Raw genomic sequence first — 26,552 nt, forward strand, 5'->3', positions numbered from 1 at the left:
GGTTAGGCTGGCACACCATGAGGCCTCTGACCGAGGAAGACATCCGCGGCGCGTTCGTGAACGCGACAGAAGATCAGCTCAGCAGGATGCCCCTGCCCGGGCTCCACGAGACGATCTGGGAGGATCGCGAGTTCCTCGGGTGGCGCGACAGCCAGGCATCCCAGCTCGGCTATCTGGTGCATTGGGATGACTCAGGCGAGCGCCCCATCGGAATCGTGGTGCGCGCGGCGAGCGGCGCGATGCGCGCCGGAATCGCCGCGATGTGCTCGTTCTGCCATTCACCGCAGCCGGCGACGCAGGTGCGGCTGTTCTCGACGCCGCGCGCCGGCGAGGCCGGACGCAACGGCGACACGCTCGGCACCTACATCTGCGAGGACCTCGCGTGCTCGCTGCTGATCCGCCGCCAGCCGCCGCACCTGAACCCGCCGCAGCTGATCGCCCGTCGTGGGGCCGAACTGCTGCAGCGGGTTCAGAGTTTCACCGGAAATGTGATGCGAACGGCGTGATCACGCCGCGACCTTGATCGCCGCCGTGCGGGCGTCGCTCGCGAGGTAGTCGGCGTAGGCGCCCGTCGTCAGGAACAGCGGGAACTCCGGCCCGAGCGTGACGTCGGCGAAGATGCGCGCCGCATCGAAGTAGCGGTCGCCGTCGAACGCCGGCAGCTCGGCCAGCACGTCGTCGAGCACGCTCTCGACGAGCTCGGCGGTGACCGGAGTGCCCTCCGCGGTGACGACTCCCTGGCGGATCCACTGCCACAGCTGCGAGCGGCTGATCTCGGCCGTCGCCGCGTCCTCCATGAGGTTGTCGATCGCCGCGGCGCCGTTGCCGCGCAGCCAGCTCTCGATGTAGCGCAGCCCGACCGACACGTTGGTGCGCACCCCCTGGTCGGTGACCGTTGCGCCCGGAATCCTCAGATCGATGAGCTGGGATGCCTCGACCGAGACGTCCTCGCGCAGGCGATCGAGCTGGTTCGGGCGGTCGCCGAGCACCCGGTCGAACTGGGCGCGGGCGACCGGCACGAGGTCGGGGTGCGCGACCCACGAGCCGTCGAAGCCGTCATCTGCCTCGTGTCCCTTGTCGTTCGAGACCTGCTCGAACGCCCGTGCGTTGGCCTCCGGGTCCTTCCGGTTCGGAATGAAGGCGCTCATGCCGCCGATCGCGAAGGCACCCCGCTTGTGGCAGGTCGAGACCAGCAGCTCGGTGTACGCCCGCATGAACGGCACCGTCATCGTCACCTGCGCGCGGTCGGGCAGCACGAACGCCGGCCCGCGGTCACGGAAGTTCTTGATGACACTGAAGATGTAGTCCCAGCGGCCGGCGTTGAGGCCCGCGCAGTGGTCGCGCAGCTCGTAGAGGATCTCCTCGAGCTCGAACGCCGCCGTGATCGTCTCGATCAGCACCGTCGCGCGGATCGTGCCGTGCTCCAGCCCGAGCGCGTTCTCGGTGAAGGTGAACACGTCGTCCCACAGGCGCGCCTCGAACCGGTTCTCGAGCTTCGGCAGGTAGACGTACGGCCCCGTGCCGCGGGCGATCAGCTCGCGGGCGTTGTGGAACATGTAGAGGCCGAAGTCGACGAGCGAGGCCGAGGTCGGCGCAGAGCCGCCGGGGCAGTCGACGTACTTGAGGTGGTTCTCTTTGAGGTGCCACCCGCGGGGGCGGAACACGATCGTCGGCGTCGTCTCGCCGAGCTTGTACTCCTTGCCCTCGGGCGAGGTGAAGTCGACCTGGCGGCGGATCGCGTCGTAGAGGTTCGTCTGCACCGCGATGACGTTGCTCCAGGTGGGCGACGACGCGTCCTCCGCGTCGGCGAGCCACACCTTGGCGCCTGAGTTGAGCGCGTTGATCGTCATCTTGCGATCGGATGCCGGGCCGGTGATCTCGACGCGGCGGTCCTCGAGCCCCGGCCCTGCGCCGGCGACGCGCCAGCTCGTGTCCTCGCGGACGCGGCGGGTCTCCGGCGGGAACTCGGGGTCGATGCCCCGGCCGATGTCCTCGACGCGGATGCGGCGCTCGCGGATGCGCTCGGAGCGGCGGCCCGCGAACACCTTGTGCAGCTGGGTGAGGAAGGCGAGCGCCTCCGGCGTCAGGATCTCGTCCTGCCTGGGCGCCTGCTCGCCGGCGAATTCGATGTGGCTGGTCATGATGTCTTCTCCTTTCGAGGGGAAGCGTCGAATCAGTGGAACTGCTCCGACTCGGTTGAGCCGACGAGAGCGAGGGTCGAGGCGGTCGGGTTGAGCGCCGTGGCGATGCGGTCGAAGTAGCCGGTGCCCACTTCGGCCTGGTGCTTGGTCGCGGTGTAGCCGCGCGACTCCGAGGCGAATTCCGCCTGCTGCAGTTCGACGTAGGCCGACATCTGGCGGTCCTTGTAGCCGTGCGCGAGGTCGAACATCGAGTGGTTGAGTGCGTGGAAGCCGGCCAGGGTGATGAACTGGAACGCGTAGCCCATGGCCGACAGCTCGCGCTGGAAGCTCGCAATCTGGTCGTCGTCGAGGTGCGCGCGCCAGTTGAAGCTCGGCGAGCAGTTGTAGGCGAGCTTCTGGTCGGGGTAGATGTCGTGGATCGCCTCGGCGAAGGTGCGCGCGAGCTCGAGATCCGGCTTGCTCGACTCGACCCAGAGCAGGTCGGCGTACGGCGCGTAGGCGAGGCCGCGGCCGATCACGGGGCGGATGCCGTTCTCGACCTCGTAGAAGCCCTCCGCCGTGCGCTCACCTGTGAGGAACTCGCGGTCGCGCTCGTCGACGTCGCTCGTCAGCAGCGTGGCCGCGAGTGCGTCGGTGCGGGCGATGATGACCGTCGGGGTGCCGGCCACGTCGGCCGCCAGGCGCGCCGCGTTGAGGGTGCGGATGTGCTGCGAGGTCGGAACGAGCACCTTGCCGCCCATGTGGCCGCACTTCTTCTCGCTGGCGAGCTGATCCTCCCAGTGCACGCCGGCGGCGCCCGCCTGGATCATCGACTGCATGAGCTCGTAGGCGTTCAGCGGGCCGCCGAAGCCGGCCTCCGCGTCGGCCACGATCGGCACGTTCCATTCGCGGCTCGACTGGCCGGTCTCCGCGAACTCGATCTGGCCGGCGCGCAGCAGCGCGTTGTTGATGCGGCGCACGACGTTCGGCACGGAGTTCGCCGGGTACAGGCTCTGGTCGGGGTAGGTCTGGCCGGCGAGGTTCGCGTCGGCCGCGACCTGCCACCCCGAGAGGTAGATCGCGTCGAGGCCGGCCTTGACCTGCTGAACCGCCTGGTTGCCCGTGAGGGCGCCGAGCGCGGCGACCCAGTACGACGGGTCCTCGTCGCTCTTCTGGATGAGCTCCCACAGTCGCTGCGCACCGCGCTGGGCAAGGGTGCTCTCTTCGCGCACGGGTCCGCGCAGCGCGATGACGTCCTCCGCGGTGTAGTCGCGGGTCGTGTTCGACCAGCGGGGGTCGGTCGCCCACTCCGCCTCGAGGTCGATCGCGGTCTGGGTCTGGTCGCCGGGGCGAACACCGCTCTTGTTGAAATCCGAGTTGAACATGGCGTCTCCTTCGACTCCGGGGTGGTTTGCCTGGAACCACCATCACCCGCGAAAAAAGGCCGGAGAAGACATCCGTTCGCGAAAATATCGCGTTTTTTCTGCGCGCTAGAAGGATCACGGATGCCGCGGCGGCACGCATGATGAAAGGCATGGATCCGCTCACGATCGGCCGACGCATCCGCCAGCTCCGCGGCGAGCGCGGCCTCACCCTCGAATCCCTCGCCGCTGCGATCGACCGCGCGCCGAGCCAGCTGTCGGTGATCGAGAACGGCAAGCGCGAACTCAAGCTGAGCGAGGTGAACCGGCTCGCCGAGGCGCTCGGCGTCGAGGTCGACGCGCTGCTGTCGAGCGAGCCGCCGTCGAAGCGCGCCGGCCTCGAGATCGCGCTGGAGCGCGCGCAGCGTGGGCCGCTGTTCGGCTCGCTCGGACTGCCGCCCCTGCCGTTGCGCAAGTCGCTGTCCGACGAGGCGATCGAGACGATCCTCGCGCTGCACAACGAGCTCGAGCGGCTGCACACCGAGCGGGCGGCGACGCCGGAGGAGGCCCGGCGCGCGAACACCGAGCTGCGCTACGAGCAGCGGGCGCGGAACAACTACTACGCCGATCTCGAGAAGGCGGCGCGCGAGCTTCTGACCGCGATCGGGCACCGCGGCGGCCCGCTGTCCCAGCGCGCCACGGGCGAGCTCGCGGCCCACCTCGGCTTCAGCCTGCACTACGTGCACGACCTGCCCGCATCGACGCGGAGCGTGACCGACCGCGAGAACGGCCGCATCTACCTGCCGATCAAGCAGTCGGGAACCGACCCGCGCACCGCGCTGCTGCAGGCGCTCGCCGCCCATGTGCTGGGGCGGCCCGAGCCGCAGGACTACGGCGAGCTGCTGCGCCAGCGGGTCGAGACGAACTACCTCGCCGGCGCCCTGATGGTGCCCGAGACCAGCGCGCTCGAGTTCCTCGAGAGCGCCAAGAAGGCGCGCGAGCTCTCGGTGGAAGACCTGCGCGACGCCTTCGCGGTGTCGTACGAGACGGCGGCGCATCGCTTCACGAACCTGGCCACCGAGCACCTCGGGATCCCGGTGCACTTCCTCAAGGTGCACTCCTCCGGCGCGATCTCGAAGGCGTACGAGAACGACGACGTGCTGTTCCCGACGGATGCCCTGGGGTCGGTCGAGGGTCAGCAGGTGTGCCGCTACTGGAGCGCTCGCCAGGTCTTCGACCGCGACGACCGCCTCTCGCCGTACCACCAGTACACCGACAAGCCGGTCGGCTCGTACTGGTGCACGTCCAAGATCGAGTCGGCGGCGAACGGCGACTTCTCGGTGTCGGTCGGCACGAAGTTCGCGTACTCGAAGTGGTTCCGGGGCCGCGACACTCCCGTGCGGCTCGCGTCCACGTGCCCCGACCCGGCCTGCTGCCGCACACCGGATGCCGAACTCGCCACACGCTGGAAGGACAACGCGTGGCCGAGCGCCCGGCTCAACTCCTCACTGCTCGCCGCGATGCCGACGGGCACGTTCACGGGCGTCGACCGCGTCGCCGTGTACGAGTTCTTGGAGGCGCATGCGCCGCATGATGAGCAGAGCGCGCATGCGCCGCAGGATGAGCAGGAACTCGCCGGCTAACTACGCTGGAGTCAATGGCTGGGTTCGAGCGCGGCACCCGCGGATATCGACGGATGCTTGCCGCGCTGTTCCTCGCCGGCATCGCGACCTTCGCCCAGCTCTACGCACCGCAGGCGGTGCTGCCGCTGATCGCACGGTCCTTCCGCGTCGGCGCCGCAGACTCGGCACTGTCCATCTCGGCGGCGACGGTCGGGCTCGCGATCGGCGTGATCCCGTGGTCGCTCGTCGCCGATCGCATCGGGCGCCCGCGTGCCATGTCGGCGGCGCTCGTCGGCGCGACGGTGTTCGGCGCCCTCGCGCCGCTCTCCCCCGGCTTTCCGCTGTTCCTCGCCGGCCGGGTGCTCGAAGGCCTGTTCATCGGCGGCGTTCCCGCGCTCGCGATCGCCTACCTGAGCGACGAGATCGCGAGCGCCCACACCGCCCGCGCCGCGGGCACGTATGTCGCCGGCACCACGATCGGTGGGCTGCTCGGCCGCATCGTCGCCGGCCCGGTCGCAGACCTCGCCGGCTGGCGCGCGGGGGTGCTGGTCGTGGTCGGGGTGTGCGCGTGTGCGACGGCGGGATTCATCGCTGTCGCGCCGCGCAGGGCACGTGCCGCCTCAGCTCCGGTCGACGCGGCCGGCCTCGGCCTTCGCCGCACGCTTGCGATCCATCTCCGGTCGCCTCGCCAGCTCGCCCTCTACGCGCAGGCGTTCCTGCTGATGGGCGGCTTCGTCGCGATGTACAACTACCTCGGGTTCCGGCTCGAGAGACATCCGTTCTCACTGCGCGCGTCGCTCATCGCGCTCGTCTTCCTCGCATATCTCGCCGGCACCTGGTCGTCAGCCCAGGCGGGCGCACTGTCGACCCGACTCGGCCGGCGCGCTGTGCTGCTGGGTTCGATCGCGGTCATGGTCGCGGGGGTCGCCGTCACCCTCTCCGACGTGCTCTGGGTCGTGCTCGCCGGGCTCGTGATCGCGACGGCGGGATTCTTCGGCGCGCACGCGATCGCCTCGGGGTGGACGGGGCACGACGCCGCCGTCGGTCGCGGCCAGGCGGCGGCGCTGTACAACCTCGCCTACTACGCGGGCTCGAGCGTGTTCGGGTGGCTCGGCGGCATCGCCTTCGGCGGAGGCGGCTGGCCGGCAGCCGTCCTGCTGATCGGCGGCCTCGCGGTGGCGGCGGCCGCCATCGCGCTCACGCTGCCGCGGCGGGTCTGACGCAGCGCTACAGCCCGCTGAGGCCGCCTGCCGCCTTGAGGTAGTCGGCCGCCTCGTTCTCGCCCATGAGCACCATCCCGCGCACGCCGTGGGCCGAACGCGACATCGCGTCGATCCAGACGCGGTTGAGCTCGGGCGGCCGGCTGCCCGAGAAGCGGAAGGCGAGCGGGATCGCCGGCGAGATCCAGAGGCTGATGCGACCCGAGCCGCGCTCGGCGGGGATGCTGAAGTTGACCAGGAACGACTCCTGCAGACGCAGCTTCGCGACGATCGCGATCTTCAGGTGCGCCAGCGCGCGGTCTTCGACCTCGTGCTCAGCACCCGACCCGTAGACGAGATACCCCACGGGACAAGGATGACACGGGCCGCAGCGGGCGGCTGTGAAGTTCGCATTACGTTACGGCCGGGCGCGGGAGCCTAGAGACCGTGCTCGACGAGCCACTCGAGCGCGTTCGGAAGCGCCCGCAGCGCCGAGACGTGCCCGTCCTCGGCGAGCCACCACGAGGTGGCGTCCGGCAGTGCGCGCAGCAGCCGGGTGGCGTGTCCCGCGGGAATCACGCGGTCCTGCTCGCCCTGCACGATGAGGACGTGCGCACGGATGTCTGCGAGGTCGACGCCCCAGTCGAAGACGTACGCGCAGTCGTCGTCGATCTCGCCGCCGCCGGCCTGCGCACCGCCCGCCTGGGCATCAGCCCCGAGGTCGGCCCACTCACCCTCGAGCGCCGCCCAGTCGGCGTCGGTGAACGTGCCCGGGTCGAACTCGGCCGTCTGCGCGTACAGCGCGCGAGCCGACAGCCCCTCCGTGGCCGCGCGCAGCGCCCTCGGGTCCGCCATGCCGGCGAACCAATCGCGGTCTGTCGCCCGATACGGTGCGGGCGAGGCGAAGGTCGCCACGCCGCTCACCCGCTCGCCCGCGAGCGCCGCGACCGCCAGCGCGTGCGGGCCGCCGCCCGAGGCGCCCACGGTCGCGAACCGCTGCACGCCGAGTGCGTCGACGACCGCGAGGACGTCGCGCGCGGCATCCGCCACGCTGCGGCCCACCAGCCGCGTCGACCCGCCGTAGCCCGGGCGCGCCACCGAGACGAGCCGCACTCCCGCACGCTCCGCAGCTGCCCGCACCGGCGCGATCAGCCGCCCGGTGTGCGGTGTGCCCGAATGCCACACCAGCACCCGGTCGGCGGGCTGGCCCGTGTCGAAGTACTGCACGACGCGCCCGTCGGGCAGGGTGAGTGCGGCCGCGGCATCCGTCATCTCTTGGCTCCCATGCTTCGCTCTCATACCCGGTACCCGCCCGCCTTTGTGCTTTCTCAGTGCCCGACGGGATAACGTCGTCTTCGGAACTCATGGACGTCACCATCATCGTGCCGACCTTCAACGAATCGTTGAACGTCGAGGAACTCATCACTCGCACCGAAGCCGCCGTCGGGCAGCGCGCCGTCGAGATCGTCTTCGTCGACGACTCCAACGACGAGACGCCGCAGGTCATCGAAGAGGCGGCGGCGCGGCACGCCATCCCCGTGCGGCTGATCCACCGCGACGTTCCTGTCGACGGTCTGGGCGGCGCCGTGCTCGAGGGGTTCCGGGTGGCGAACGGCAGCTGGGCGGTCGTCATGGACGGCGACTTGCAGCACCCGCCCGAGATGCTGCCGCGCCTGATCGACACCGCACTCGGCGGCGACGCGAACATCGTCGCCGGCTCGCGCTTCGTCGAGGGCGGCTCGGCCGAGGGCCTCTCCGACGGGCTGCGCGTCTTCCTGTCGCACTTCGGCAACGGCATCACGAAGCTGCTGTTCCCGCGGAAGCTCAAGAACTCGACCGACCCGATGTCGGGGTTCTTCGCGGTGAAGCTCGACGAGCTCGACATCGCGGCGCTGAAGCCGCGTGGCTTCAAGATCCTGCTCGAGATCCTGTGCCGCAAGCAGATGCGGCTCGCCGAGGTGCCCGCGACGCTCGCGCCCCGCGGCGGCGGCGAGTCGAAGGCGGACATCAAGCAGGTGTGGCGTCTGACCCGGCAGATCGTCGAGCTGCGCATCGGCCGCATGCCCGGCTTCGCGCTGATCGGCTTCGTCGGCGGTGTCGCGAACCTGATCATCATGGGCCTGCTGCAGCACGCGGGCTGGAACTACATCGAGGCGGCCTCGGCTGCCGCGGCGATCACGATCGTCGGCAACTTCATCGCGCAGGAGCACTGGCTCTACCACGACCTGCGCGCGGGCGCCCGGAAGCTGTGGTGGCGCTTCGGGCACTCCGCGGGCTTCAACGCGATCGAGTCGGCCGTGCGCACCTTCGTGCTCTTCGCGGTCGTCGAGCTGCTGCACCTGCACAACCACACCGTGCTCACGCAGGGCGTGCTGCTCGTGATCGGCTTCCTGCTGCGCTACGCGTACCACGAGCGCGTGGTCTACCGGCAGCTCGCCGGCGAGGATTCCGAAGAGATTCCGAGCACTCGGGCCTAGCGTGAGCTCGTGAGCAGCAGCGGCGGGCGACGTCAGTGGCGGCCCGCCGCGGCGGGCCTCGCCGCCGCGCTGCTCGGTCTCGGCGCGGGTGGCATCGTCGCGGCGATCTTCGCCCGGGCGTTCAGCCCGCTCGTGGTCGTCGGCTCTGCCGTCATCGACCTGACGCCCGGGGCACTGAAAGAGGCCGTCATCAGGGTGTTCGGTCACGGCGACAAGCCCTTCCTGTTCGTCGTGCTCTCGGTGGTCGTCGCGGTCGTCGCCACGCTGGCCGGAGTGCTCGAGGTACGGCGCCCCTGGCTGGGTCGCGCGATCGTGCTCGCCGGCGGCGCGCTCGGCGTGGCCGCCGCGCTGTCGCGCGCCGACGCCACCCCGCTTTCCGCGCTGCCCGCCGCCGTCGCGGGTGTCGCGGCCGCCTGGGCGCTGGCGTTCCTGGTGAGACGGATGCCTCCGGCCGAACCGCCTCGCGCGCAGACCGCCCCCTCGCGCCGCGCCTTCCTGTGGTGGTCTGCGGGGGCGGCCGCGGTCGGGCTGATCGCCACCGTCGGCGGCCAGCTCGCGACGCGCACGGCCAGTGCCGCGGCGAACGCCCGTGCGGTCTTCAAGCTGCCGCGGCCTACGGCATCCACCCCGCCCGTGCCCGCCGCCGCGTCCTTCGACGTGCCGGGCATCACGCCCGTGATCACGCCGCTTCCGCAGTTCTACCGGACCGACGTCGAGCTCGTGATCCCGCAGCTCGACCCGCAGCAGTGGTCGCTGACGGTGCACGGCCTGGTCGAGCGGCCGTTCACCCTGACGTGGGCAGAGCTCAACGAGCTGCCGATGGAGGAGCACTACGTCACCCTCGCGTGCGTCTCGAACGAGGTCGGCGGCCCGCTGATCAGCACGGCGAAGTGGCTCGGCTACCCCGTGCGGCTGCTGCTCGAGCGCGCCGGCGTGAAAGAGGGCGCCGACATGGTCTACTCCGAGAGCTTCGACGGCTACACCGCCGCGACACCGCTCGAGGCCATGACCGACCCCGACCGCGCGTCGCTGCTCGCGATCGGCATGGACGGCCAGCCGCTGCCCTTCGCGCGCGGCTTCCCGGCGCGGCTCGTGGTGCCGGGGCTCTACGGCTACGTGTCGGCGACGAAGTGGGTCGTCGACCTCAAGGTGTCGCGCTTCGCCGATCAGAAGGGCTATTGGGTCACCCAGGGCTGGGCCGAGAAGGCGCCCGTCAAGCAGTCCTCGCGCATCGACGTGCCACGGCCGGGCCGCACGCTCGCGGCAGGGCACCAGTGGGTCGCGGGAGTCGCGTGGGAGCAGCACGTCGGCATCTCGAAGGTCGAGGTGCAGGTCGACGACGGGCCGTGGCACGAGGCAGAGCTGGCGCGCGCGATCAACGCCGACACGTGGGTGCAGTGGCGCTGGGCGTGGGATGCCACGCCGGGCGACCACCAGCTGAGGGTGCGCGGCACGAACGCAAAGGGCGTTCAGCAGACCTCCGGCGTCTCAGACGTGCTGCCCGACGGCGCCACGGGCTGGCACACCCTCGAGGTGACAGTCAAGTAGGCGGTCCCAACCTCGCGAGTACGCAGTACTCGCGACAATGGGCGCGGTTTGAGCGCGACTACTGCGTACTCGACGCGACAGCCCAGACCGCGACGGCGCCGAGCACGACCGTGACCGGGGCGAGGATCGCTCCGTAGAGCACGAACCGGCCCCAGCGGATGCCGAGGCCGAGACGCTGCAGCCGCTCGTGCCACAGCAGCGTGGCTAGCGACGCCCACGGCGTGACGAGCGGGCCGGCGTTCACGCCGACCAGCAGCGCGAGCCCGGGCAGCAGGCCGTGCACCGCCGGTTCGATCGCGAGGTAGGCGGGCAGGTTGTTCGTGACGTTGGCGGCGAGGGCACCGACCCCGGCGACGCCGAGCAGTGCGGGCATCCCGTCGCCCTGCGGCACGAGGTGCGCGAGCAGCGCGCGCAGGCCGGCCGCGTCGAGGGCCGCGACGGCGAGGAACAGGCCGCACACGAGCACGAGCGTGGGCCACGGCAGCAGGTGCACCGTCAGCTCGCCGCGGCGCAGCAGCGCGAAGGCACCGGCGAGCACGACGGCCGCGGCGCAGGCGGGGATCCACACGGCGACGCCCGAGACCAGGCCGCCGATCAGCAGCACGAGCACGACCCCGGCGATGACGGTGAGGCGGGCGTCGGCGACGCGCACCGGCCCCGGGTCGTCGTAGCGGCGCCCCAGCTCGCGGCGGAACAGCAGCGCGACCAGCGCGAGCGGAACGAGCACGCCCACCGCCTGCGCGGGCCACGCCGCCGCCGCGAACCGCGCCGGGCCGATGCCGCCGAGGTGCTGCTCGGCGAGCAGGTTGGTGAGGTTCGAGACGGGCAGCAGCAGCGAGCCGGTGTTCGCGAGCCACACGGTCGTGAGCGCGAACGGCAGGGGGCTCAGCCCCACCCGCCTGGCGAGCACGATGACGATCGGGGTCAGCAGCACCGCCGTCGTGTCGAGCGACAGGAACGCGGTGCTGACCACGGCGAGGGCCGCCACCAGCAGCCACAGCAGCCAGCCCCGCTGCCGCCCCCAGCGCGCGGCGAGCGCCGCCACCCAGTCGAACAGACCGGCGGCCGTCGCGAGCTCGGCGACCACCGTGATGGCGACGACGAACAGCAGGATGGGCCAGACACGGATGCCGAGCGCCGCGGCATCCTTCACAGGAAGCTGGCCCGTCGCCAGCGCGACGCCCCCGCAGGCGAGCAGCACCGCGCCGAACAGGGCGGTGCGCAGCGGACGGGTCACCCTGTCGACGTTAGCCGGTGACGGGCCTCAGCTCAGTCGCCCCAGAGACCGCCGCGACCCCAACCCGACCAGTCGCCGCCCGCGCCGTACCCGCCGGACGCCGACCAGGCGCGCGAGCCGAGGTACGAGTCGACGACAGCGGCGCCGAGCTCTTCGTTCTCCGGCGCGACCACGCGGCCCTCGACGCGCTTCGCCATGCTGTCGACGAAGCGCGCGAGGCTCGGGTCGTCGCCCAGGCGGAAGAAGGTGATCTGGGCGCCGAGCCGCATCGAGTTCTCGAGCTCGCGCACCGTGTAGGCGATCGTGACCGGGTGCGGCGGGTACGAGAAGCGCACCTCGCCGTCTGACTCGAGGTGCGAGGTCGGCTCGCCGTCGGTCACGATCAGCAGCACGGGCTGCGCGGTCGGGTGCTTGCGGAAGTGTCGGTTGGCCAGCAGCAGCGCGTGATGCAGGTTGGTGCCCTTCGCCCAGCTCGCCTCGAGGGCGGTGAGCTCTTCGATGTCCATCACCTCTGCGTGCCGCCCGAAGCCGATCAGCTGCAGATCATCGCCGCGGAACCGGCTCCTGATCAGGGTGTGCAGTGCGAGCGCCGTGCGCTTCATGGGCACCCAGCGGCCGTCGATCTCCATCGAGAACGACGTGTCGGCGAGCAGCGCGACGGCCGCCTGCGTGCGCGCCTCGGTCTCGGCGACCTCGATGTCGTCGATGCCGATGAGGCGGCCGCCCGCGTCGGCTGGCTCGGCCGCCCGGCGGCGGATGCCGTTCAACACGGTGCGCGGGATGTCCCACGGCTCGGTGTCGCCGAACTGCCAGGCGCGCGTCGAGCCGGAGAGGTCGCCCGCGGCCCCCGCCTGCCGCAGCTCGCGCTGACCCTGCCTGGCGGACATCCGCTTCGCGATGTCTTTGAGCAGGGTGGTGCCGAGCTGCCGCATCGCCTTCGGCGTCAGCTGCAGTCGCCCGGTCGAATCGCGCCGCAGGGTGCCGTCGCGGCGCAGCGCCCGCTCGAGCTCGCGCAGGGTGTGCGCGTCGACGGCCGCTTCGTCACCGAGCTGCCTGGCGAGCTTGTCGAGGTCGATGTCGTCCATGCGGGCGCCCTCGTACGACTGCGAGAGCTGCTCTGAGAGCTCGTCGAGGTCCGCGAGGTCTTGCAGCACGCCTGCACCCTCGCCGAGCCCGAGCGGCTGGTCGCCGTCGAAGCGCTCTGAGCCCGACCAGTCCTCCCCCGGGCGAAGCGCCTGCAGGCTCTGGTCGAGGCGTGCGAGCTGCTGCGCGAGCTCGGGCGACCCGAACGCCTGCGCCGACAGCTCGAAGAGCTCCTGCCGCTGTTCCTCGGTCATCGAGTTGAGCATGCGCTGGGCGGCCGCCGACCGCTTCGCCAGCGTGTCGATCAGTTCGTCGACGTTGCGCGGCCCCTCGGGGAAGAACGCACCGTGCTTCGCCATGAAGTCCTCGAAGTCCTGCGGGGTGTCCTCGCCGCGGGCATGCTTCTCGAGCAGGTCGTTCAGGTCGTTCAGCATCTCGCCGACGGCTTCGCGGTCGGCATCCGTGACATTCTCGAGCGCCTGCTTCATGCCGCCGAAGCGCTGGTCGAGCAGCTCGCGGCCGAGCAGGTTCTTGATCTGCTCGTAGTCGGCGCGCGCCTGGCTCGACCGCCACTGGTAGTCCTGCAGCTCGTTGACCGCGGCCGACGTCGAGGCCGGCAGATTCTCGAGCCGCGTCTCGGCGAACGACCGGTCGAGGTCGTCCAGGTCGACGTCGCGGGCCAGCTGCTTGCGCTCTTCGAGCACCGCGCGGTCGAGCAGTTTCTTGATCTCCTGCAGCGTCCCGTCGAGCTGGTGGCGCTGCAGCAGGTCGCGCCGGCGCTCCGAGACCCGCCTGCCGAGGTCGTCGAGCCCCCTGCGCCCCTCGCCGCCGCGGCGCAGATACTCGCGCATGGCGCGCTCGGCCGAGTAGCCGGCCATGACCTGCTCGCCGATCTTGTCGAGCGCCTCGGCGAGGTCGACGGGCGGGGCGAGCGGGTCGCCGCCTTGATAGCGCTGGAAGCGCGCGTGGTGCGACTCGAAAGAGCGGTGATCGGATGCCTCAGCCATAGACCGTCTCGCTGCCGTCGGTGTCCTTGCCGATCTTCCTGGCGAGATAGAGCCCTTCGAGCGCGAGCTCGATCGCGGCGGCCCGCTCCCCCTCGGTGCTGGCTCCCAGACGCGCGGCGGTCTCGTCGTACAGCTCGGACTCCCCGAGCCGCGGCAGCCCCGCGAGGAAGTCCCGCGCGGTCACTGCCTCGCCGGTGACGACCATGGCGCCCGACTCGATCGCCTCGACGAGGGCACCGAAGTCGAGTCCGCGGAAGTGCTCGCGCACGGTGTCGGCGGTCGCGGTGCGCAGCAGGTGGGTGAGCACCTCGCTCTCGCGCCCCTCCTCGCCGGTCTCGAACTCGATCTTGCCGCCGAGCACGTCGACCGCGGTCTGCAGATCGACCACGCGTGCGGTCGGCTCTGCACCGGCATCCGTCTCGCCCTGCGCGGCCGCGCGATGCAATGCGGAAGCCGCGATCGTCTCGGCGCCCGCGATGGCAAAGCGCGCGCTCACGCCGCTGCGCTGGTCGACGGAGGTCGACTCGCGCAGGGCGCGCGTGAATCGCGCGAGGATCTCTATCAGGTGATCCGGCACGGATGCCACGAGCTCGGCCTCCTGGCGGATGACCGCCATCTCGGCATCCAGCCGGTGCGGGTAGTGCGTGCGGATCTCGGCGCCGAAGCGGTCCTTCAGCGGCGTGATGATGCGACCGCGGTTGGTGTAGTCCTCGGGGTTCGCCGACGCGACGACGAGCACGTCGAGCGGCAGCCGCAGCACGTAGCCGCGGATCTGGATGTCGCGCTCCTCCATCACGTTGAGCATCGACACCTGGATGCGCTCGGCGAGGTCGGGCAGCTCGTTGATCGCGACGATGCCGCGGTGGCTGCGCGGAATCAGCCCGAAGTGGATCGTCTCCGGATCGCCGAGCGAGCGCCCCTCTGCCACCTTCATCGGATCGACGTCGCCGATCAGGTCGGCGACGCTCGTGTCGGGCGTGGCCAGCTTCTCGACGTAGCGCTCGCTGCGGTGGCGCCATTCGACCGGCAGCATGTCGCCCAGCTCGGCGGCGCGGCGCTGCGATTCGTGCGTGATGGGCTCGTAGGGGTGCTCGCCGAGCTCTGAGCCCGCGATCACCGGCGTCCACTCATCGAGCAGCCCGCCGATCGTGCGCAGCAGGCGGGTCTTCCCCTGCCCGCGCTCGCCGAGCAGCACGATGTCGTGGCCGGCGATGAGTGCGCGCTCGAGCTGCGGGATGACGGTCGTCTCGAAGCCGTGCAGCCCCGGCCACGGGTCGGCGCCGGCGCGCAGCTTCGCGAGCAGGTTGTCGCGCAGCTCGGCGCGAAGAGGCTTCTGCTGGTGGCCGCTCGCTCGCAGCTCCCCCACGGTGGCGATGGTCGGTGCGTCCGTCATTGCGGCAGGCTAACCCCGCATGGTTATTCGTGCACCGGGGAACAGGGTGAACTATGAGTCTCGGAACAGGAATCGTCCTCTTTGTGATCGGCGCGATCCTTGCGTTCGCGGTGCATGTCCAGGTCGCCTGGGTTGACCTGCAGGTCGTCGGCTACATCCTCATGATCGCCGGCGCGGTCGGAATCATCCTCGGCATCATCCTCATCGCGACACGGCGCAACCGCACGGTCACGACGAGTCGCGGCTATGTCGACCCGGCGACGGGCGAGCGGGTGCAGCGCAGCACCGTCGATCGCGACGACCCGTACGTGTAAATCGCACACAGCGCAGAACGCATGCTTCAACGCGAAGAGGCCGCCCAGAAGGGCGGCCTCTCGTGCAGGGGCTGTTGCTACTTCTTGACGTCGTAGCGGTCGAGCTCCATGACCTTCTGCCAGGCGGCCGCGAAGTCGCGCACGAACAGCTCGCCCGCGTCGTCGGTCGCGTAGGCCTCGGCGACGGCACGCAGCTCGGAGTTCGCACCGAACAGCAGGTCGATGCGCGAACCGACGATCGTCTTGCCGTCGGCGGTCGTGCCGCGGTACGCGTGACCGCCCTCATCGAGCGGGGTCCACGAGGTGCCGAGGTCGAGCAGCGTGACGAAGAAGTCGTTCGTCAGCTGGCCGGGGCGGTCGGTGAACACGCCGAGGTTCGAGCCGTCCCAGTTGGCGCCGATCGCGCGCAGACCGCCGACGAGCACGGTCGCCTCGGGCGCCGAGAGCGTCAGCAGGTTCGCCTTGTCGATGAAGACGTGCTCCTCCGGCAGCACGGACTGCACGCCGAAGTAGTTCCGGAAGCCGTCCTGCTTGGGCTCGAGGTAGCGGAACGACTCGACGTCGGTCTGCTCCTGCGTCGCGTCGCCGCGGCCCTGGGTGAAGCCGACCTCGAGTTCATAGCCCGCGGCCTTCGCCGCCAGCTCGACACCGACGTTGCCCGCGAGCACGATCAGGTCGGCGAGCGAGACCGGCGCGCTCGAGGCGTTCTTGATCTCGCGCAGCTTGGCGAGCACCAGAGCGAGCTGCTCGGGGTTGTTCACCTCCCACGAGCGCTGCGGCTCGAGCGCGATGCGGGCGCCGTTGGCGCCGCCGCGCTTGTCGCTGCCGCGGAAGGTCGACGCGGAGGCCCAGGCCGTCGTGACGAGCTGCTGGACCGTGAGGCCCGACTCGGCGATGGCCGACTTGAGCGATGCGATGTCTGCATCGCTGAGCACGCCTTCGGGCGCCGGCACGCGGTCCTGCCAGATGAGCTCCTCTTCGGGCACCTCGGGGCCGAGATAGCGCGCGATGGGACCCATGTCGCGGTGGGTCAGCTTGAACCACGCGCGGGCGAAGGCGTCGGCGAAGGCATCCTGGTCGTCCTTGAAGCGACGTGCGATCTTGTCGTACTCAGGGTCGAAGCGCAGCGCGAGGTCAGAGGTGAGCATGCGCGGCTCGCGACGTCCGTCGCCGAACGACTCGGGCACGAGGCCGGCGCCGCCGCCCTGGATCGGGCGCCACTGCTTCGCGCCGGCGGGCGACTCGAAGAGCTCCCACTCGTAGCCGTAGAGGATGTGGAAGAACTCGTTGTCCCAGCGGGTGGGGTGGTACGTCCACGTGACCTCGAGGCCGGACGTGATCGCGTCGATGCCGACGCCCGACTTGTAGTCGCTCTTCCACCCCAGGCCCTGCTGCTCGAACGGAGCGGCCTCGGGGTTCGGGCCGGGCGCGTCGGCGGGCGCGTTGCCGTGCGTCTTGCCGAAGGTGTGGCCGCCGGCGATCAGCGCAACGGTCTCCTCGTCGTTCATGGCCATCCGCTTGAAGGTCTCGCGGATGTCGCGAGCGGACGCCACCGGGTCGGGGTTCCCGTCGGGCCCCTCGGGGTTCACGTAGATGAGGCCCATCTGCACCGCGGCCAGCGGGTCCTCGAGTTCACGGTCGCCGTGGTAGCGCTTCGCGTCGAGCCAGGTGGTCTCAGGGCCCCAGTAGACGTCGTCGTCGGGCTCCCACGCGTCGACGCGGCCGCCGGCGAAGCCGAAGGTCTTGAAGCCCATCTCTTCGAGCGCGACGTTGCCGGCGAGGATCATGAGATCGGCCCACGACAGGCTCTTGCCGTACTTCTTCTTGACCGGCCACAGCAGGCGGCGGGCCTTGTCGAGGCTCACGTTGTCAGGCCACGAGTTCAGCGGCGCAAAGCGCTGCTGGCCGGTGCCGCCGCCGCCGCGGCCGTCCTGGATGCGGTAGGTGCCTGCGCTGTGCCACGCCATGCGGATGATGAGCGGGCCGTAGTTGCCGAAGTCCGCCGGCCACCAGGGCTGCGAGGTGGTGAGCACCTCGGCGATGTCGGCCTTCACGGCGGGAAGGTCGAGCGTCTTGAACGCCTCGGCGTAGTCGAAGTCGTCACCGTACGGGTTCAGCACCGGCTGGTTCTTCGCAAGCAGCTTGAGGTTGAGCCGCTCGGGCCACCAGCCGCTGTTCGCCGTGCCGTGCGTCGGGTGCGGCGCGCGCTGCCCGTGCGGAACGGGGCACTGCGAATCGGCGACCTCGTTGCCGGTCGCCTGCGACGCGGGGACCTCCGCCGGCGCCTGCGGCTCGCCGGCAGGCTCGGTCGGCTGCTGCGCACCGTCGGTGGTGAATACGCCGTGCTCGTGAGGATCGGACATGGTGTTCCTTCCAGGTTGGTTGGTAGGGAGTCGGAGAGTTCTAGGAGCGCTGGGCTGCGCAGTCGGGGCAGAGCCCCCAGTAGACGACCTCGGCCGTCTCGATCTGGAAGCCGTGGGAGTCGCTCGGCTCGAGGCAGGGCGCCTCGCCGACCGCGCAGTCGACGTCTTGCACGGCGCCGCACGAACGGCAGACGGCGTGGTGGTGGTTGTCGCCGACGCGCGTCTCGTAGCGCGCGAGCGACCCCTGCGGCTGGATGCGCCGCACGAGCCCCGCCTCGGTGAGGGTGTGCAGCGTGTCATAGACCGCCTGGTGCGACACCTCGGGAAGCTCCGCGCGCGCCGCCGCGATCAGCGTGTCGGTGTCGGAGTGCGGCAGGCGCCCGACGGCCTCGAAGACCGCGACACGCGGCCGCGTCACCCTGAGGCCTGCGTCGCGAAGCATCCGTTCGATGTCCACCGCAAGCGTCACGTGATCCACCCTGCCCGCTTTTCTTGATCGAGTCAAAAGAACACTGCGTGTACGGCTCGGAACCTGGGTACCGCGCCGCCATGGCTCAGAAGCAGGTCGTCGTGATCACAGGTGCGTCGAGCGGCATCGGCCGCGATGCGGCGCTGCGCTTCGCGCGCCGCGGCGCGCAACTCGTCCTGGTGAGCAGACGGGGGCAGGTGCTCGAGGACGTCGCGGCCGAATGCGTGCGCAAGGGCGCCGGGGATGCCGTCGCGGTCGCCGCCGACGTGAGCGATGAGGCCCAGGTGCAGAACGTCGTCGGCACCGCGTTCGCCCGGTTCGGCCGCATCGATGTGTGGGTGAACGACGCCGGCGTCGACGCCTACGGCCCGCTCGACCAGTTGCGGCCGGACGAGATCCGCCGCGTGTTCGACGTCAATGTCACGGGCACCGCGCTCGGCACGCGCGCCGCGCTGCGCGCGATGAAGCGTGCGGGCCGCGGCACGATCGTGAACGTCTCGTCGGTGCTCGGCGAGGTGCCGCAGCCGTATGCCGCGGCCTACAGCGCCTCGAAGGCCGCGATTCGCGCGCTGTCTGCGGCGGTGCGCAGCGAGCTCGCCCTCGAGGGGCATCGGCACATCCACGTGAGCGTCGTCATCCCGGCGACGACCGACACCCCCGCCTATCGCCACTCGGCGAACCGCTCCGGACGGAAGCTGCGGGCGATGCCGCCGGTCTACCCGGTGAGTGCGGCGGGCAAGGCGATCGTGCGCGCCGCCGTGAAGCACCCGCGCGAGGTCGCCGCGAACGCCGCCGGCCGCATATTCGTGCCGATGCACCGGCTGGCGCCGACGGTGGCGGAGGCCGAGCTCGCGCAACTGACGAAGCGAACGCAGTTCACACGCGGCCGCGCGGAGGGAACGAGCGGCAACCTCTTCGAGCCCTTCCCCGACGCCGATGCGAGCGTCGGCGGGGGCTGGCGCGGGGGCGCCCGCCAGGGCGTGAACCGGGTGCTGCTGATCGCCGCGGCCGCTGTGCCGATCTGGTGGTTCATGACGAAGGCGAAGAAGGGTGCGAAGCGATGAAGGCGATGGTGTACCGCGGGCCTTATCAGGTCGGCGTCGAAGAAAAGCCCGAGCCGGTGATCGAGCACCCGAACGACGCGATCGTGCGCGTGACGCTCGCCTCGATCTGCGGCTCCGACCTGCACCTGTATCACGGCATGATGCCCGACACTCGGGTCGGCACGACGTTCGGCCACGAGTTCATCGGCGAGGTGGTCGAGGTCGGGGCATCCGTTCAGAACCTCAAAGCCGGCGACCGCGTGATGGTGCCGTTCAACGTGTACTGCGGCTCCTGCTACTTCTGCGCGCGCGGCCTCTATTCGAACTGCCACAACGTGAACCCGAACGCGACGGCCGTCGGCGGAATCTACGGGTATTCGCACACGTGCGGCGGCTACGACGGCGGCCAGGCGGAGTACGTGCGCGTGCCGTTCGCGGACGTCGGGCCGAGCGTGATCCCCGACTGGCTGAGCGAGAGCGACGCGCTGCTGATGACGGATGCCCTGGCCACCGGCTACTTCGGCGCGCAGCTCGGCGACATCCTGCCCGGCGACACCGTGGTGGTCTTCGGTGCGGGCCCCATCGGATTGTTCGCGGCGCGCTCGGCGTGGCTCATGGGCGCAGGCCGCGTAATCGTCGTCGACCGCCTGGACTACCGGCTCGAGAAGGCGCGCCAGTTCGCGTTCGCCGAGACGCGCAACTACGAGCATTTCGGCGACATCATTGTCGAGCTCAAGCACGCGACCGACGGCCTCGGCGCCGACGTCGTGATCGACGCGGTCGGGGCGGAGGCCGACGGCAACCTGCTGCAGCACGTCACCTCGACGAAGCTCAAGCTGCAGGGCGGGTCGCCGATCGCGCTCAACTGGGCGATCGACAGCGTGCGCAAGGGCGGCACGGTGTCGGTCGTCGGCGCCTACGGGCCCATGTTCAGCGCCGTGAAGTTCGGCGACGCCATGAACAAGGGCCTCACGCTGCGCATGAACCAGTGCCCGGTGAAGAGGCAGTGGCCCCGGCTGCTCGAGCACATCAAGAACGGATTCCTCACCCCGAGCGACATCGTGACGCACCGCATTCCCCTCGACGAGATCGCCGACGGCTACCGCGTCTTCTCGGGCAAGGAAGACGGCTGTATCAAGACACTTCTGGAGATGTGATGGATCCCTACACCGCAGGCACAGAGCGCCCGCAGTTCGACGAGGCGGCGCTGCGCGCCCGCATCCCCGGCTGGGGTGCTGACAGCGACCCCGCCGACCGCCCGGCCGTGCCTCGCGAGCGCTTCGACCCGGCGGCGAGCGGCGCGCACTGGGACGTGCCCGAGCAGCAGCCGGGCGGGAGCGGCCGCGAGCGCTCGATCGAGCACCGGCGGCTGACACCAGTGTTCGGCACGGTGGCGCCGTTGCGCGGCGTCTCCGGGGCGATCCGCCGTTTCGCGTACAACAACTTCAGCGAGGGCCGGGCCGCGCACTGGCTGCTGCTGATCCTCGGCGACCGGGTGGAGAGCATGGGTGCCCGCTTCCAGCGCGAGCCGGTGCGCGCCGCTGCACCGTGGCTCATCGGCGCCGCGGCGATCGGCGCGATGGTCAGCCTGCGGCGCGGGCGCAGGTGAGCGTCGTGCTCGAGCCTCGGGCCGTCGCCCGCGCCCAGGGTGCTTTCAACTCAGTGAACGGCCTGTGGCCCCTGCTGCACCTGCGCAGCTTCGAGGCGGTCTTCGGCCGCAAGACCGATCACTGGTTGGTGCGCACGGTTGCGGGCTTTCTTCTCGTGGTCGGGCTCGTGCAGCTCACTGCCGACACGGATGCCCCGAGCCTTCGTCTGGTGCGCCGGATCGGAGTCGGAACGTCGCTCGTGCTCGGCACGATCGACGTGATCTACGCCCCGCGACGGCGCATCAGCCGCCTGTACCTGCTCGACGCGGCCGCGGAAGCGGCGCTGGTCACCGCCTGGGCGCTGGCGCGCGGGGCGGCAGCAGCACCAGCTCGACGGCGCGCACGGCGCCGTCGGCGACGGTGACCCGCTGGTAGCTGCAGGCCGGCTGCCGTCGACGGTCGGTCGGTGAACCGGGGTTCAGCAGCCTGAGGCCCGCAGGCGTCACGGTGTCCCATGGAATGTGACTGTGGCCGAAGACGAGCACGTCGACGTCGGGGAAGAGCGCGTCCATGCGCTGTTCGCGCCCCGTCGCCGCGCCCGTCTCGTGGATCGCCGCGAAGCGCACCCCCTCGATCTCCCACCGGGCGACCTCGGGCAGCCGAGCGCGCAGCTCGGCGCCGTCGTTGTTGCCGTGGACGCCGTGCAGCACGCGGGCGCGATCGTTGAGCTCGTTCAGCAGTTCGAGGGCGACCCAGTCGCCCGCGTGCGCCACGACGTCCGCCTCGTCGACGGCCGCCCAGACCTCGGGCGGCAGTTCACGCGCGCGCTTCGGCACGTGCGTGTCGGCGAGCAGCAGCAGCGAGGTGGTCACCACCCCTTATCTACTCCATGTCGAGCTTGTCCTGCGCGACGGCGGCCACCTCCTCGACGGTGTTCGGCAGGTCGGTCGTGCCGAAGTAGCGCGCATCGGGCCGCGTGGGCGGCGGCATCGGGACGCCCTGCTCTGGCGCCTCCCGGTACGCGAACTCGCCTTTGCCGTCCGGCGTCGGGCCGGAAGCCCAGCGACCGTCGCCGGCCTGGGCGCCGTTCGAGAAGTTGATGTAGTCGTAGGCGACCGACTGGTCCTGCTGGCTTTCCGGGAACTTGTTCGGCACGGGCAGATCCTCCAGCCCCTCATCGCGCAGCTCGGCGGCCGCCGCGATCCACATGTTCTGGTGCATGGTGTCGCGGGCGATGAGGAAGCTCAGCAGATCGCGCACGCCCGGGTCATCGGTCATGTGATAGAGCCGAGCGACCTGTACCCGGCCCTGCATCTCGGCGTTCGCGTTCGCCGTGAAGTCAGCCAGCAGGTTGCCGCTCGCCGTGAGGTACGACCCCGACCACGGGTTACCCATGCTGTCGACGGCCCGGGCGCCGGCTCCGGCGACGATCGCGTGCTGGATGTCAGTGCCGCCGATCACCGCCGCGACCGTCGGATCGTCCTGCACAGCGTCTTTGGTGATGCCGAGCGGCGCCTTCTCGAGCAGCTGCGCGATCATCGTGGCGAGCATCTCGACGTGCCCGAGCTCTTCGGCGCCGATCCCGAACACGAGATCGCGCCACTTGCCCGGGATATGCATGTTCCAGGCCTGGAACTGGTACTGCAGCGCCACGGTGATCTCGCCGTATTGGCCGCCGAGCACCTCCTGCAGCTTCCGGGCGTACACCGCGTCCGGCTTGGTCGGGCTGGCCGCGTGCTGCAGCTCCTGTTTGTGAAAGAACATCTGCGTCTCCCCTTGTTGAAGCAGGCGACGTTACGTGCCCCATTCGGGGGCCGATACCCCCTGGCCGGTAAACGCTCATGACTAGCCAGTGCGCGTGGCGGGTACGAGCCAGGTATGGCTCAGATCACTGGTAAGAAGATCGCGTTTCTCATGACGGACGGCGTCGAGCAGGTGGAGTACACCGGCCCGCGGCAGGCCGTCGAAGAGGCGGGCGCCACCGCGGTGCTCGTCTCGCCGAAGACCGACACCGTGCAGGGCTTCAACCACGTCGACAAGGGCGACTCGTTCCCTGTCGACCTGCCGGTCGGCCAGGCATCCCCCGACGACTTCGACGCTCTCGTGCTGCCTGGGGGCGTCGTGAATGCCGACGCGCTGCGCACCGACCAGGCATCCGTCGACTTCGCGAAGGCATTCTTCGCGGCGCACAAGCCGGTCGCCGCGATCTGCCACGCGCCGTGGACGCTCATCGAAGCCGGCGTCGTCGACGGCCGCACCCTGACCTCGTGGCCCAGCCTGCAGACCGACCTGCGCAACGCGGGCGCCACGTGGGTCGACGAGGAGGTGCACGTCGACAAGGGCTTCGTCACCAGCCGCAAGCCCGACGACATTCCCGCCTTCTCGGCGAAGCTGATCGAAGAGGTCGCCGAGGGGCAGCACGAGGGCCAGCACGTGTGACGACCTAGCATCGAAGCCGTGAATGAGGGCACGGATGCTTCGCGCGACCTGATCGCCGGCATCCGTGCCCTCACCCTGTCTGTCGCCACGTCGCTCACCGAGGGCGGCGCGCGCACCGAGGCCCTCGCTGAGCTCGAGTCGGCCAGGCGCCGCCTCGGCATCATCCGCCCGGCGCGCATGCGCCCACTCGGACGGGTCTGGCGGCTCGGCGCGCTGCTGCTCGACGAGCGCGGCAACCTGTATGGCACCGGCGGACTCGTGCGCGCGGAACAGCCGGCCAGGCGCTCGATCGTCGCCCTCGCCGTGGCCGAGCGCCGGGAGCTGCAGGCGGCGGCGATGCGCGGCGGCTACTCGACCGGGGAGACCGTCAACTTCAACGCCGTGCCGGTCGATTTGGGCGATTTGCCGCGCATCGGGCAATCCGGACCGGTGGTGTTGCGTCAGGGCGCTGCCTTCGTGCGCTGGAGCCCGACCCAGCCTGACGCTCTCATCGAGCTTCAGCCCTACCTCGCCGACCGCGCTGAGCTGCTTCTGCACCCGCCCGAAGGCTCGTAGCGCACGAGCCGGCCGATAGCGTGGAGACATGACCACTTTCGCGATCATCGGTGCAGGACGTCAGCTCGGCGAGGCGCTCGCCCGCCGGTTCGGACGCGAGGGGTTCAGCCTCGCCCTCATCTCGCGCAGCCAGCAGCACGTCGACGAGCTCGCGGCAGACCTCGCCGCCGACGGCCTCACCGCGAAGGGCTACGCGGCCAACGTACGCGACACCGACGCTCTGATCGCAGCTCTCGACCTCGCCGCCCAGGAGCTCGGGCCGATCGAGGTGCTCAGCTACAACCCGCTGCCGCAGAAGGAGTTCCTGCGCCCACTGCTCGAGTCGACGGTCTACGACATCAAGTCGGCAGTCGAGTTCTCGGTGCTCGGCCCCGTGGCCGCCGTGCACCAGGTGCTGCAGGGCATGCGGGTGCTGGGCCGCGGCACGATCCTGTTCGTCAACGGCGGCAGCGCAGTGCAGCCCGTGCAGCACTTCGCGGGCACCTCGATCGCGTTCGCGGGCGAGACCGCCTACGCCGAGATGCTCGACCAGGCGCTGCGCGACACCGACATCCACGTCGCCCAGCTGATCATCCCGGGCGGCATCATTCCCGGCGACGAGAAGAAGGACCCGCAGGTTCTCGCCGAGCTGCTGTGGAAGATGCACGCCGAGCGCGGCGAGTTCCGCACCTACGCCACCGAGCTCGAGGTGCAGCCGTACTGAGCTGACCGGGTTCGTCCGAAAGGACGATGCCCGCGCGCCCCGGCACCCCTACTCTGTGAGCGTGGTCACCCGTCTCTCGCGCTGGGCGCTCGAATGGGCCGCTCGCCTGCTGAGAGGCTTCACGCTCCTGACCGCGCTGGTCTGGCTCTATGAGCTGCTGAGCGCGAAGGGGATCTGGTACCCGCAACCCGTCGACGGCTACTTCTGGGTCGCGGTCGTCTGCGCCGTGAGCATCGCCATCGGGCGCCGCTTCCCTCTGGCTCAGCTGATCGGCGTGGCCGCGGTCGTCGCGAATCCTCTGTGGAGCTTCCCACTCGGGCAGATCCGCGCGATCCCGCTCGTGCTCGCGGCGTTCTTCGCCGCAGACGCCGGGCTGTCGATCGCGACCGTGCTGCCGGTGGCCGGCTTCGCGGCCCTCGCAAGCCAGTTCCCCGGCTGGATCCGGGTCTCGCCCGAACAGTGGCCGCTCTGGGGCCGCGAGATGGGGCTGTCGCAGCCGCTGATGATCCTGGGCATCGTCTGCGCGGCGGCGCTCGTCGGGTACTCGTCGTACCGGCAGCGCCGTACCGCCGAGTCGTTGCGAGCCCAGAACGAGGAGCTGGGGCGGCTGCGGGAATCCGACCGTGAGCGCATCGCGAACGAAGAGCGCGCCGCGATCGCCCGCGAGGTGCACGACGTCGTCGCGCACCACGTGGCGGCGATCGTCGTGCGGGCGCAGGCGGCCGCGCGCGTCGCCGACCGTCGGCCCGACGAGCCGCGCGCCGCCGTCGAATGGATCGCGGATTCCGGGCCGCAGGCGCTCGCCGAGATGCGCAGCCTCGTGCGCGTGCTGCGCGACGACTCCGCCGGCGACGGTGCCCCGCACGGGCCGGCAACACTTGCCGACGAGCTCACGGCCGTCATCGAGCGCGTCCGCACCGCCGGACTCGACGTGCACGCCCGCATCGAGGCGCCTCGCGGGCTGTCTGCCGTGCAGGAGTTCTCGATGCTGCGCGTCTGCCAGGAGGCGCTCACGAACGTTCTCGTGCACTCCCCCGCCACCTCGGTCGAGGTGCGGCTGTTCACTGCGGGCAGCGACGCCGTGCTGCTCGTCGAGGACAACGGAACGCTCGTCGCGCCGACAAAGAGCGAGGGGCGATCGGATGCCTCAGCCGGCGGCTCCGGCCTGCGCGGAATGCGCGAGCGCGCGAAGGCCGCAGGCGGTTTCGTCAGCGCGGGCCCGTCGCCCGTGGGGTGGCGCGTCGAGCTGGTGCTGCCGCGCGGCGAGTCCGTCTGGCCGCTCGACGCGCAGGCGGCCCCGGCATGACGGCGCGCGCGGCGACGGCCGCCCAGGCTCCGACCCCGACCCGCGTGATGGTGGTCGACGACCAGGCCATGGTGCGCATGGGGCTCGCGATGATGGTCGACGCCGAGGACGACCTCGCCGTCGTCGGTTCCGCGGGCGACGGGGCAGCCGCGGTCGCCCTTTCGGCCGAGCTGCGCCCCGACGTCGTGCTGATGGATGTGCGGATGCCCGGCGTCGACGGCATCGCCGCGACACGCGCGATCACCGCCGCCGGGACCGCGGGCGCGATCGTCATCGTCACGACATTCGACGACGAGGCCTATCTGCTCGACGGCGTGCGGGCCGGGGCATCCGGATTTCTCCTCAAAGACGCCGGGCCAGAGCTGATCGCCGCCGGCATCCGCGCCGCACACGCCGGCGACACGCTCATCGCTCCCTCGATGACGCGCGCACTGCTCGAGCAGCGCCTGCGCGCCGAGGCGGACGCGACGGCGGGCCGTCCGCCCGCGCCGGGTGAGAGCGCCGTGCTCGACTCGCTCAGCCCGCGCGAGCGCGACGTGCTCGGGGCGCTCGCCCGCGGCGCGAGCAACGCCGACATCGCGCGCCAGCTGTGGCTCAGCGAGGCGACCGTGAAGACGCACCTGAGCAACGTGATGGCGAAGACCGGGACGACCAACCGCGTGCAGGTGGCCGTGTTCGCGTATGAGAGCGGATTCCTGCGCCCGGGCTGGCTCGAGTCGTAGTC

At 70.6% G+C, this 26,552-nt stretch carries 26 protein-coding genes; 15 read left to right on the top strand and 11 right to left on the bottom strand.

Annotated features, from left to right (window positions below; genetic code table 11):
* Positions 1-17 precede the first annotated feature (17 nt).
* Positions 18-506 carry an FBP domain-containing protein gene (locus tag ABD736_RS04760; protein WP_344790593.1) on the top strand — a complete coding sequence of 163 codons (489 nt, stop codon included), beginning with the start codon at positions 18-20 and terminating at the stop codon, positions 504-506.
* Here the strand turns inward: ABD736_RS04760 and aceB are convergent, their stop codons facing one another.
* Together aceB and aceA are read right to left on the bottom strand one after the other, a co-directional pair.
* On the bottom strand, positions 507-2,141 hold the full coding sequence (gene aceB / locus ABD736_RS04765; RefSeq protein WP_344790594.1) for a malate synthase A: 1,635 nt from the start codon (positions 2,139-2,141) through the stop codon (positions 507-509).
* Positions 2,142-2,173: 32 nt separating this feature from the next.
* Positions 2,174-3,505 carry an isocitrate lyase gene (gene aceA, locus ABD736_RS04770; protein WP_344790595.1) on the bottom strand — a complete coding sequence of 444 codons (1,332 nt, stop codon included), beginning with the start codon at positions 3,503-3,505 and terminating at the stop codon, positions 2,174-2,176.
* Positions 3,506-3,642: 137 nt separating this feature from the next.
* Between aceA and ABD736_RS04775 the strand changes: the two genes are divergently transcribed.
* Positions 3,643-5,124 (top strand): helix-turn-helix domain-containing protein, encoded by a 1,482-nt coding sequence (locus tag ABD736_RS04775; RefSeq protein ID WP_344790596.1) that lies wholly within the window; start codon positions 3,643-3,645, stop codon positions 5,122-5,124.
* Between the two features lie 14 nt (positions 5,125-5,138).
* Positions 5,139-6,323 carry an MFS transporter gene (locus ABD736_RS04780; RefSeq protein WP_344790597.1) on the top strand — a complete coding sequence of 395 codons (1,185 nt, stop codon included), beginning with the start codon at positions 5,139-5,141 and terminating at the stop codon, positions 6,321-6,323.
* A gap of 7 nt (positions 6,324-6,330) precedes the next feature.
* On the opposite strand, the gene ABD736_RS04785 is transcribed toward ABD736_RS04780, so the two are convergent.
* Positions 6,331-6,669 (bottom strand): DUF7882 family protein, encoded by a 339-nt coding sequence (locus tag ABD736_RS04785; protein WP_344790598.1) that lies wholly within the window; start codon positions 6,667-6,669, stop codon positions 6,331-6,333.
* 71 nt (positions 6,670-6,740) lie between these two features.
* Positions 6,741-7,574, bottom strand: coding sequence for an alpha/beta fold hydrolase (locus ABD736_RS04790; protein ID WP_344790599.1), 834 nt, complete (start codon positions 7,572-7,574; stop codon positions 6,741-6,743).
* Positions 7,575-7,666: 92 nt separating this feature from the next.
* Here ABD736_RS04790 and ABD736_RS04795 point away from each other — a divergent pair, with 92 nt between their 5' ends.
* Both ABD736_RS04795 and ABD736_RS04800 read left to right on the top strand, forming a co-directional pair.
* A complete protein-coding gene (locus ABD736_RS04795; RefSeq protein WP_344790600.1) occupies positions 7,667-8,779 on the top strand; it encodes a glycosyltransferase in 1,113 nt (370 codons plus the stop codon).
* 9 nt (positions 8,780-8,788) lie between these two features.
* Positions 8,789-10,327, top strand: a complete 1,539-nt coding sequence (locus tag ABD736_RS04800) for a molybdopterin-dependent oxidoreductase (protein ID WP_344790601.1) — start codon at positions 8,789-8,791, stop codon at positions 10,325-10,327.
* Between the two features lie 58 nt (positions 10,328-10,385).
* On the opposite strand, the gene ABD736_RS04805 is transcribed toward ABD736_RS04800, so the two are convergent.
* The 3 genes from ABD736_RS04805 to ABD736_RS04815 are packed head-to-tail and all read right to left on the bottom strand — an operon-like array spanning position 10,386 to position 15,047.
* Complete coding sequence (locus tag ABD736_RS04805) at positions 10,386-11,564, bottom strand: SLC13 family permease (RefSeq protein ID WP_344790602.1); 1,179 nt, start codon at positions 11,562-11,564, stop codon at positions 10,386-10,388.
* Positions 11,565-11,596: 32 nt separating this feature from the next.
* Complete coding sequence (locus tag ABD736_RS04810; protein WP_344790603.1) at positions 11,597-13,654, bottom strand: vWA domain-containing protein; 2,058 nt, start codon at positions 13,652-13,654, stop codon at positions 11,597-11,599.
* Positions 13,647-15,047: a magnesium chelatase ATPase subunit I gene (locus ABD736_RS04815; RefSeq protein WP_344790604.1), complete on the bottom strand. Its 1,401-nt coding sequence runs from the start codon at positions 15,045-15,047 to the stop codon at positions 13,647-13,649. Before ABD736_RS04815 ends, ABD736_RS04810 begins: the two co-directional genes overlap by 8 nt.
* 53 nt (positions 15,048-15,100) lie before the next feature.
* Between ABD736_RS04815 and ABD736_RS04820 the strand changes: the two genes are divergently transcribed.
* Entirely contained in the window at positions 15,101-15,361 is a 261-nt protein-coding gene (locus tag ABD736_RS04820; RefSeq protein WP_344790605.1) for a DUF6458 family protein, read from the top strand.
* Between the two features lie 77 nt (positions 15,362-15,438).
* On the opposite strand, the gene katG is transcribed toward ABD736_RS04820, so the two are convergent.
* Complete coding sequence (gene katG, locus ABD736_RS04825; protein WP_344790606.1) at positions 15,439-17,724, bottom strand: catalase/peroxidase HPI; 2,286 nt, start codon at positions 17,722-17,724, stop codon at positions 15,439-15,441.
* A gap of 40 nt (positions 17,725-17,764) precedes the next feature.
* Entirely contained in the window at positions 17,765-18,166 is a 402-nt protein-coding gene (locus ABD736_RS04830) for a Fur family transcriptional regulator (protein WP_344792207.1), read from the bottom strand.
* A gap of 107 nt (positions 18,167-18,273) precedes the next feature.
* Between ABD736_RS04830 and ABD736_RS04835 the strand changes: the two genes are divergently transcribed.
* From ABD736_RS04835 to ABD736_RS04850, 4 genes are read left to right on the top strand one after another with little or no spacing between them, the layout of a single operon-like run.
* Positions 18,274-19,257 (top strand): SDR family NAD(P)-dependent oxidoreductase, encoded by a 984-nt coding sequence (locus ABD736_RS04835; RefSeq protein ID WP_344790607.1) that lies wholly within the window; start codon positions 18,274-18,276, stop codon positions 19,255-19,257.
* A complete protein-coding gene (locus tag ABD736_RS04840; RefSeq protein ID WP_344790608.1) occupies positions 19,254-20,393 on the top strand; it encodes a zinc-dependent alcohol dehydrogenase in 1,140 nt (379 codons plus the stop codon). The genes ABD736_RS04835 and ABD736_RS04840 overlap by 4 nt, the downstream gene beginning before the upstream one ends.
* Entirely contained in the window at positions 20,393-20,845 is a 453-nt protein-coding gene (locus ABD736_RS04845; protein ID WP_344790609.1) for a hypothetical protein, read from the top strand. Before ABD736_RS04840 ends, ABD736_RS04845 begins: the two co-directional genes overlap by 1 nt.
* A gap of 5 nt (positions 20,846-20,850) precedes the next feature.
* Positions 20,851-21,249 carry a hypothetical protein gene (locus ABD736_RS04850; RefSeq protein WP_344790611.1) on the top strand — a complete coding sequence of 133 codons (399 nt, stop codon included), beginning with the start codon at positions 20,851-20,853 and terminating at the stop codon, positions 21,247-21,249.
* Here the strand turns inward: ABD736_RS04850 and ABD736_RS04855 are convergent.
* Together ABD736_RS04855 and ABD736_RS04860 are read right to left on the bottom strand one after the other, a co-directional pair.
* Complete coding sequence (locus ABD736_RS04855) at positions 21,173-21,697, bottom strand: metallophosphoesterase family protein (protein WP_344790612.1); 525 nt, start codon at positions 21,695-21,697, stop codon at positions 21,173-21,175. The genes ABD736_RS04850 and ABD736_RS04855 overlap by 77 nt on opposite strands.
* Before the next feature lie 10 nt (positions 21,698-21,707).
* Positions 21,708-22,589 carry a manganese catalase gene (locus tag ABD736_RS04860; protein ID WP_344790613.1) on the bottom strand — a complete coding sequence of 294 codons (882 nt, stop codon included), beginning with the start codon at positions 22,587-22,589 and terminating at the stop codon, positions 21,708-21,710.
* A gap of 114 nt (positions 22,590-22,703) precedes the next feature.
* Between ABD736_RS04860 and ABD736_RS04865 the strand changes: the two genes are divergently transcribed.
* The 5 genes from ABD736_RS04865 (at position 22,704) to ABD736_RS04885 (ending at position 26,550) form a co-directional block, all read left to right on the top strand.
* Positions 22,704-23,264 (top strand): type 1 glutamine amidotransferase domain-containing protein, encoded by a 561-nt coding sequence (locus ABD736_RS04865; protein WP_344790614.1) that lies wholly within the window; start codon positions 22,704-22,706, stop codon positions 23,262-23,264.
* An 18-nt stretch (positions 23,265-23,282) separates the two neighbouring features.
* Positions 23,283-23,819, top strand: coding sequence for a hypothetical protein (locus tag ABD736_RS04870; protein ID WP_344790615.1), 537 nt, complete (start codon positions 23,283-23,285; stop codon positions 23,817-23,819).
* Positions 23,820-23,847: 28 nt separating this feature from the next.
* Complete coding sequence (locus ABD736_RS04875; protein ID WP_344790616.1) at positions 23,848-24,522, top strand: SDR family NAD(P)-dependent oxidoreductase; 675 nt, start codon at positions 23,848-23,850, stop codon at positions 24,520-24,522.
* 61 nt (positions 24,523-24,583) lie between these two features.
* Positions 24,584-25,828 carry a sensor histidine kinase gene (locus tag ABD736_RS04880; protein ID WP_344790617.1) on the top strand — a complete coding sequence of 415 codons (1,245 nt, stop codon included), beginning with the start codon at positions 24,584-24,586 and terminating at the stop codon, positions 25,826-25,828.
* The gene (locus tag ABD736_RS04885; protein WP_344790618.1) at positions 25,825-26,550 is read left to right on the top strand and encodes a response regulator; all 726 of its coding nucleotides are present in this window, start codon (positions 25,825-25,827) and stop codon (positions 26,548-26,550) included. The genes ABD736_RS04880 and ABD736_RS04885 overlap by 4 nt, the downstream gene beginning before the upstream one ends.
* Positions 26,551-26,552 lie beyond the last annotated feature (2 nt).

Origin of the sequence: Gryllotalpicola daejeonensis (assembly GCF_039538145.1) — a bacterium.
Classification (GTDB): domain Bacteria; phylum Actinomycetota; class Actinomycetes; order Actinomycetales; family Microbacteriaceae; genus Gryllotalpicola; species Gryllotalpicola daejeonensis.

What these genes read in the sequence shown, in the direction of transcription:
- ABD736_RS04760 (WP_344790593.1), top strand. Translation starts at nt 18, where the DNA reads ATGAGGCCTCTGACCGAGGAAGACATCCGCGGCGCGTTCGTGAACGCG.
- aceB (WP_344790594.1), bottom strand. Translation starts at nt 2,141, where the DNA reads ATGACCAGCCACATCGAATTCGCCGGCGAGCAGGCGCCCAGGCAGGAC.
- aceA (WP_344790595.1), bottom strand. Translation starts at nt 3,505, where the DNA reads ATGTTCAACTCGGATTTCAACAAGAGCGGTGTTCGCCCCGGCGACCAG.
- ABD736_RS04775 (WP_344790596.1), top strand. Translation starts at nt 3,643, where the DNA reads ATGATGAAAGGCATGGATCCGCTCACGATCGGCCGACGCATCCGCCAG.
- ABD736_RS04780 (WP_344790597.1), top strand. Translation starts at nt 5,139, where the DNA reads ATGGCTGGGTTCGAGCGCGGCACCCGCGGATATCGACGGATGCTTGCC.
- ABD736_RS04790 (WP_344790599.1), bottom strand. Translation starts at nt 7,574, where the DNA reads ATGACGGATGCCGCGGCCGCACTCACCCTGCCCGACGGGCGCGTCGTG.
- ABD736_RS04795 (WP_344790600.1), top strand. Translation starts at nt 7,667, where the DNA reads ATGGACGTCACCATCATCGTGCCGACCTTCAACGAATCGTTGAACGTC.
- ABD736_RS04810 (WP_344790603.1), bottom strand. Translation starts at nt 13,654, where the DNA reads ATGGCTGAGGCATCCGATCACCGCTCTTTCGAGTCGCACCACGCGCGC.
- ABD736_RS04815 (WP_344790604.1), bottom strand. Translation starts at nt 15,047, where the DNA reads ATGACGGACGCACCGACCATCGCCACCGTGGGGGAGCTGCGAGCGAGC.
- ABD736_RS04820 (WP_344790605.1), top strand. Translation starts at nt 15,101, where the DNA reads ATGAGTCTCGGAACAGGAATCGTCCTCTTTGTGATCGGCGCGATCCTT.
- katG (WP_344790606.1), bottom strand. Translation starts at nt 17,724, where the DNA reads ATGTCCGATCCTCACGAGCACGGCGTATTCACCACCGACGGTGCGCAG.
- ABD736_RS04830 (WP_344792207.1), bottom strand. Translation starts at nt 18,166, where the DNA reads ATGCTTCGCGACGCAGGCCTCAGGGTGACGCGGCCGCGTGTCGCGGTC.
- ABD736_RS04835 (WP_344790607.1), top strand. Translation starts at nt 18,274, where the DNA reads ATGGCTCAGAAGCAGGTCGTCGTGATCACAGGTGCGTCGAGCGGCATC.
- ABD736_RS04840 (WP_344790608.1), top strand. Translation starts at nt 19,254, where the DNA reads ATGAAGGCGATGGTGTACCGCGGGCCTTATCAGGTCGGCGTCGAAGAA.
- ABD736_RS04845 (WP_344790609.1), top strand. Translation starts at nt 20,393, where the DNA reads ATGGATCCCTACACCGCAGGCACAGAGCGCCCGCAGTTCGACGAGGCG.
- ABD736_RS04860 (WP_344790613.1), bottom strand. Translation starts at nt 22,589, where the DNA reads ATGTTCTTTCACAAACAGGAGCTGCAGCACGCGGCCAGCCCGACCAAG.
- ABD736_RS04865 (WP_344790614.1), top strand. Translation starts at nt 22,704, where the DNA reads ATGGCTCAGATCACTGGTAAGAAGATCGCGTTTCTCATGACGGACGGC.
- ABD736_RS04875 (WP_344790616.1), top strand. Translation starts at nt 23,848, where the DNA reads ATGACCACTTTCGCGATCATCGGTGCAGGACGTCAGCTCGGCGAGGCG.
- ABD736_RS04885 (WP_344790618.1), top strand. Translation starts at nt 25,825, where the DNA reads ATGACGGCGCGCGCGGCGACGGCCGCCCAGGCTCCGACCCCGACCCGC.